Origin of the sequence: Variovorax sp. Root473 (assembly GCF_001426505.1) — a bacterium.
GTDB lineage: Bacteria > Pseudomonadota > Gammaproteobacteria > Burkholderiales > Burkholderiaceae_C > Variovorax.
In genome coordinates this window covers 1-5,941 of record NZ_LMEV01000009.1, presented here as the reverse complement: position 1 = coordinate 5,941, position 5,941 = coordinate 1, and the positions used below count along the sequence as shown (strand labels likewise).

The window sequence follows — 5,941 nt, the reverse complement described above, 5'->3', positions numbered from 1 at the left end:
GGCTTCGCTACTGAATACCTCTGGTGTTCGAAGCGACTGGTGCTCTCAGGGGTGTTGGTTGTGGGGTGGTGAAGAAAGTCTTCGAAAGTTGACGCGGTTTGAAAAAACGGTGCATAATCGAAGGCTTCGCTGAAACGGCTTCAGCGACTTGAGCTGAAAGGTTTGGGTTGCAGGAAAGAAGAAGTGGAAAGCGAAAAAAGTCTTCGAAAGTTGACGCGGTTTGAAAAAACAGTGCATAATCGAAGGCTCCGCTGAAAACAACTTCAGTAGCTCGAATCAAAAGATTTGGGATGCGAAAAAAGAAGTTGAAGAAAGCGAAAAAAGTTTGACGATACTTAAAAAATCGTGTTAGACTACAAGGCTTCGCTGATCGCAGCAAGCAAAACGAAGTAAACGACAAGTTGCTTCGGTGATCGTTAAAAAATTACAGCCGATAAGCGTGGGCGTTTGAAGGTAATTGCGTAAGTTCTTCGGAACAAGTCGCAAGACTTAAAAACGCTCATGAGATAGAAGTGAAGTTCACTTTAATTCTTTTTTTATGAGTTTTGCCTGGCTGCGAGGTCAGGCGCAAAAATCAAGATCGAACTATAGAGTTTGATCCTGGCTCAGATTGAACGCTGGCGGCATGCCTTACACATGCAAGTCGAACGGCAGCGCGGGAGCAATCCTGGCGGCGAGTGGCGAACGGGTGAGTAATACATCGGAACGTGCCCAATCGTGGGGGATAACGCAGCGAAAGCTGTGCTAATACCGCATACGATCTACGGATGAAAGCAGGGGATCGCAAGACCTTGCGCGAATGGAGCGGCCGATGGCAGATTAGGTAGTTGGTGAGGTAAAGGCTCACCAAGCCTTCGATCTGTAGCTGGTCTGAGAGGACGACCAGCCACACTGGGACTGAGACACGGCCCAGACTCCTACGGGAGGCAGCAGTGGGGAATTTTGGACAATGGGCGAAAGCCTGATCCAGCCATGCCGCGTGCAGGATGAAGGCCTTCGGGTTGTAAACTGCTTTTGTACGGAACGAAACGGTCTTTTCTAATACAGAAGGCTAATGACGGTACCGTAAGAATAAGCACCGGCTAACTACGTGCCAGCAGCCGCGGTAATACGTAGGGTGCAAGCGTTAATCGGAATTACTGGGCGTAAAGCGTGCGCAGGCGGTTATGTAAGACAGTTGTGAAATCCCCGGGCTCAACCTGGGAACTGCATCTGTGACTGCATGGCTAGAGTACGGTAGAGGGGGATGGAATTCCGCGTGTAGCAGTGAAATGCGTAGATATGCGGAGGAACACCGATGGCGAAGGCAATCCCCTGGACCTGTACTGACGCTCATGCACGAAAGCGTGGGGAGCAAACAGGATTAGATACCCTGGTAGTCCACGCCCTAAACGATGTCAACTGGTTGTTGGGTCTTCACTGACTCAGTAACGAAGCTAACGCGTGAAGTTGACCGCCTGGGGAGTACGGCCGCAAGGTTGAAACTCAAAGGAATTGACGGGGACCCGCACAAGCGGTGGATGATGTGGTTTAATTCGATGCAACGCGAAAAACCTTACCCACCTTTGACATGTACGGAATTCGCCAGAGATGGCTTAGTGCTCGAAAGAGAACCGTAACACAGGTGCTGCATGGCTGTCGTCAGCTCGTGTCGTGAGATGTTGGGTTAAGTCCCGCAACGAGCGCAACCCTTGTCATTAGTTGCTACATTCAGTTGGGCACTCTAATGAGACTGCCGGTGACAAACCGGAGGAAGGTGGGGATGACGTCAAGTCCTCATGGCCCTTATAGGTGGGGCTACACACGTCATACAATGGCTGGTACAAAGGGTTGCCAACCCGCGAGGGGGAGCTAATCCCATAAAACCAGTCGTAGTCCGGATCGCAGTCTGCAACTCGACTGCGTGAAGTCGGAATCGCTAGTAATCGTGGATCAGAATGTCACGGTGAATACGTTCCCGGGTCTTGTACACACCGCCCGTCACACCATGGGAGCGGGTTCTGCCAGAAGTAGTTAGCTTAACCGCAAGGAGGGCGATTACCACGGCAGGGTTCGTGACTGGGGTGAAGTCGTAACAAGGTAGCCGTATCGGAAGGTGCGGCTGGATCACCTCCTTTCTGGAAACAAGCAATTTAATTTAAACGCCCACACTTATCGGTTGTTGGAAGAAGTCGGTTGTCTTCAATTTTGAAGATGATTGGCGAATGGGTCTGTAGCTCAGCTGGTTAGAGCACCGTCTTGATAAGGCGGGGGTCGTTGGTTCGAGCCCAACTAGACCCACCAAATCTTCTGATATCTCGTGTGAGAGTTTGAGGGGGATTAGCTCAGCTGGGAGAGCACCTGCTTTGCAAGCAGGGGGTCGTCGGTTCGATCCCGTCATCCTCCACCAATAACTTCGATACTTATTCAACACCAAAGCAGCTTCCTGCGAAAGCATGAGGCTTCTTTGTTGTTGATCAGGATCTCTTGATCAATCGGCTGTTCTTTAAAAATTCATAGAGTCGAATCAGCGTTGCTGATGGAAACTGCACATTCGTAAAGGTTTAGTGCAGACCGTGCCATCAGCAACATAGAATTTTTGATTGCGTCAAAAGAAACTTCAATTTCGAGTCGAATCGATATTGGAAGTACGGCATAACGCGTCAGGTGAAAGGCCTGACATATTCCTTGAGATGATTTTGTGTTTCGAAAGAAACGTCAAAGTTATAGGGTCAAGTGAATAAGAGCACGTGGTGGATGCCTTGGCAATGATAGGCGACGAAGGACGTGATAGCCTGCGATAAGCTTCGGGGAGCTGGCAAATTAGCTTTGATCCGGAGATTTCCGAATGGGGAAACCCACCTGCAAAGGTATCGCATGATGAATACATAGTCATGCGAGGCGAACCGGGTGAACTGAAACATCTCAGTAGCTCGAGGAAAAGACATCAACCGAGATTCCGAAAGTAGTGGCGAGCGAAATCGGAAGAGCCTGTTAGTGATAGCACAAGACATAACGGAACAGCTTGGAAAGGCTGGCCATAGCGGGTGATAGCCCCGTACGTGAAATGACCTGTGTGGTACTGAGCTAACGACAAGTAGGGCGGGACACGAGAAATCCTGTCTGAATATGGGGGGACCATCCTCCAAGGCTAAATACTCATCATTGACCGATAGTGAACTAGTACCGTGAGGGAAAGGCGAAAAGAACCCCGGGAGGGGAGTGAAATAGATCCTGAAACCGCGTGCTTACAAAAAGTAGGAGCCTCGTAAGGGGTGACTGCGTACCTTTTGTATAATGGGTCAGCGACTTACATTCAGTGGCAAGGTTAACCGAATAGGGAAGCCGTAGAGAAATCGAGTCCGAATAGGGCGATCAGTCGCTGGGTGTAGACCCGAAACCAAGTGATCTATCCATGGCCAGGATGAAGGTGCCGTAACAGGTACTGGAGGTCCGAACCGACTAGTGTTGCAAAACTAGCGGATGAGCTGTGGATAGGGGTGAAAGGCTAAACAAACTTGGAAATAGCTGGTTCTCTCCGAAAACTATTTAGGTAGTGCCTCAAGTATTACCATCGGGGGTAGAGCACTGTTTTGGCTAGGGGGTCATGGCGACTTACCAAACCAAGGCAAACTCCGAATACCGATGAGTACAGCTTGGGAGACAGAGCACCGGGTGCTAACGTCCGGACTCAAGAGGGAAACAACCCAGACCGCCAGCTAAGGTCCCTAAAATTGGCTAAGTGGGAAACGAAGTGGGAAGGCTAAAACAGTCAGGATGTTGGCTTAGAAGCAGCCATCATTTAAAGAAAGCGTAATAGCTCACTGATCGAGTCGTCCTGCGCGGAAGATGTAACGGGGCTAAGCCAGTTACCGAAGCTGCGGATTTGCAATTTATTGCAAGTGGTAGGAGAGCGTTCTGTAAGCCTGTGAAGGTGCGTTGTAAAGCGTGCTGGAGGTATCAGAAGTGCGAATGCTGACATGAGTAGCGTTAAAGGGGGTGAAAAGCCCCCTCGCCGTAAGCGCAAGGTTTTCTACGCAACGTTCATCGGCGTAGAGTGAGTCGGCCCCTAAGGCGAGGCAGAGATGCGTAGCTGATGGGAAACAGGTCAATATTCCTGTACCGATTGTTAGTGCGATGTGGGGACGGATCTTAATAGGTCATCCAGTTATTGGATTATTCTGGTTTAGTTGGATGTAGGCGTGCATTAGGCAAATCCGGTGCACATATACCGAGGCCAACGATCGAGCGGACTTGTCCGTGAAGTGACTGAACGAGGTTCCAGGAAAAGCCACTAAGCTTCAGCTAACAACGACCGTACCGCAAACCGACACTGGTGCGCGAGATGAGTATTCTAAGGCGCTTGAGAGAACTCAGGAGAAGGAACTCGGCAAATTGACACCGTAACTTCGGAAGAAGGTGTGCCCTATTAGTGTGTAGTGAACAACGAAGCATGAATGGGTTGCAAAAAATCGGTGGCTGCGACTGTTTATTAAAAACACAGCACTCTGCAAACACGAAAGTGGACGTATAGGGTGTGACGCCTGCCCGGTGCTGGAAGATTAAATGATGGGGTGCAAGCTCTTGATTGAAGTCCCAGTAAACGGCGGCCGTAACTATAACGGTCCTAAGGTAGCGAAATTCCTTGTCGGGTAAGTTCCGACCTGCACGAATGGCGTAACGATGGCCACACTGTCTCCTCCTGAGACTCAGCGAAGTTGAAATGTTTGTGATGATGCAATCTCCCCGCGGAAAGACGGAAAGACCCCATGAACCTTTACTGTAGCTTTGTATTGGACTTTGAACAGATCTGTGTAGGATAGGTGGGAGGCTTTGAAGCAGGGTCGCTAGATCTTGTGGAGCCAACGTTGAAATACCACCCTGGTGTGTTTGAGGTTCTAACCTAGGTCCATTATCTGGATCGGGGACAGTGCATGGTAGGCAGTTTGACTGGGGCGGTCTCCTCCCAAAGCGTAACGGAGGAGTTCGAAGGTACGCTAGTTACGGTCGGACATCGTGACGATAGTGCAATGGCATAAGCGTGCTTAACTGCGAGACTGACAAGTCGAGCAGATGCGAAAGCAGGACATAGTGATCCGGTGGTTCTGTATGGAAGGGCCATCGCTCAACGGATAAAAGGTACTCTGGGGATAACAGGCTGATACCGCCCAAGAGTTCATATCGACGGCGGTGTTTGGCACCTCGATGTCGGCTCATCTCATCCTGGGGCTGTAGCCGGTCCCAAGGGTATGGCTGTTCGCCATTTAAAGAGGTACGTGAGCTGGGTTTAAAACGTCGTGAGACAGTTTGGTCCCTATCTTCCGTGGGCGCTGCAGATTTGAGGAAGCCTGCTCCTAGTACGAGAGGACCGGAGTGGACACACCTCTGGTGTATCGGTTGTCACGCCAGTGGCATTGCCGAGTAGCTAAGTGTGGAAGAGATAACCGCTGAAAGCATCTAAGCGGGAAACTCGTTTCAAGATGAGATCTGCCGGGGCCTTGAGCCCCCTAAAGAGTCGTTCAAGACCAGGACGTTGATAGGTCAGGTGTGGAAGCGCAGTAATGCGTTAAGCTAACTGATACTAATTGCTCGTGCGGCTTGACCCTATAACTTTGATCAATCTGATCAAGGTGTTATGCCAAGTTGACGCATTCAAAATAATTCGCCAAAAGCTGATTCCAAACTCTATGAATTCGTTCGGTTGATCGTGTGATCAGCTGAACAACCCTTTATGCCTGATGACCATAGCGAGTTGGTACCACTCCTTCCCATCCCGAACAGGACAGTGAAACGACTCAGCGCCGATGATAGTGCGGGTTCCCGTGTGAAAGTAGGTCATCGTCAGGCTCTTACAGCCCAGAAAACCCCAGTCAGCAATGACTGGGGTTTTTTGCTTTGCGCAATACAAACACAAAGTGCCCGCAAAGCACGCGCAGGCAAATAGACAGACAAAGAAAAAGCG

The 5,941-nt window shown here is 50.1% G+C and carries 2 tRNA genes and 3 rRNA genes; all 5 read left to right on the top strand.

Features of this window, described 5'->3' with window-relative positions:
* Positions 1 to 582: 582 nt before the first annotated feature.
* The 5 genes from ASD34_RS05145 to rrf all read left to right on the top strand — a co-directional run bounded on the left by ASD34_RS05145 (position 583) and on the right by rrf (position 5,826).
* Positions 583 to 2,117: ribosomal RNA gene (locus ASD34_RS05145) — 16S ribosomal RNA — on the top strand.
* A gap of 89 nt (positions 2,118 to 2,206) precedes the next feature.
* A tRNA-Ile gene (locus ASD34_RS05140) sits at positions 2,207 to 2,283 on the top strand.
* A 30-nt stretch (positions 2,284 to 2,313) separates the two neighbouring features.
* A tRNA-Ala gene (locus tag ASD34_RS05135) sits at positions 2,314 to 2,389 on the top strand.
* Positions 2,390 to 2,709: 320 nt separating this feature from the next.
* Positions 2,710 to 5,585: ribosomal RNA gene (locus ASD34_RS05130) — 23S ribosomal RNA — on the top strand.
* Between the two features lie 128 nt (positions 5,586 to 5,713).
* Positions 5,714 to 5,826: ribosomal RNA gene (rrf, locus tag ASD34_RS05125) — 5S ribosomal RNA — on the top strand.
* Together the 16S, 23S and 5S rRNA genes with 2 tRNA genes alongside form the textbook arrangement of a ribosomal RNA operon.
* The last annotated feature ends 115 nt before the right edge of the window (positions 5,827 to 5,941 follow it).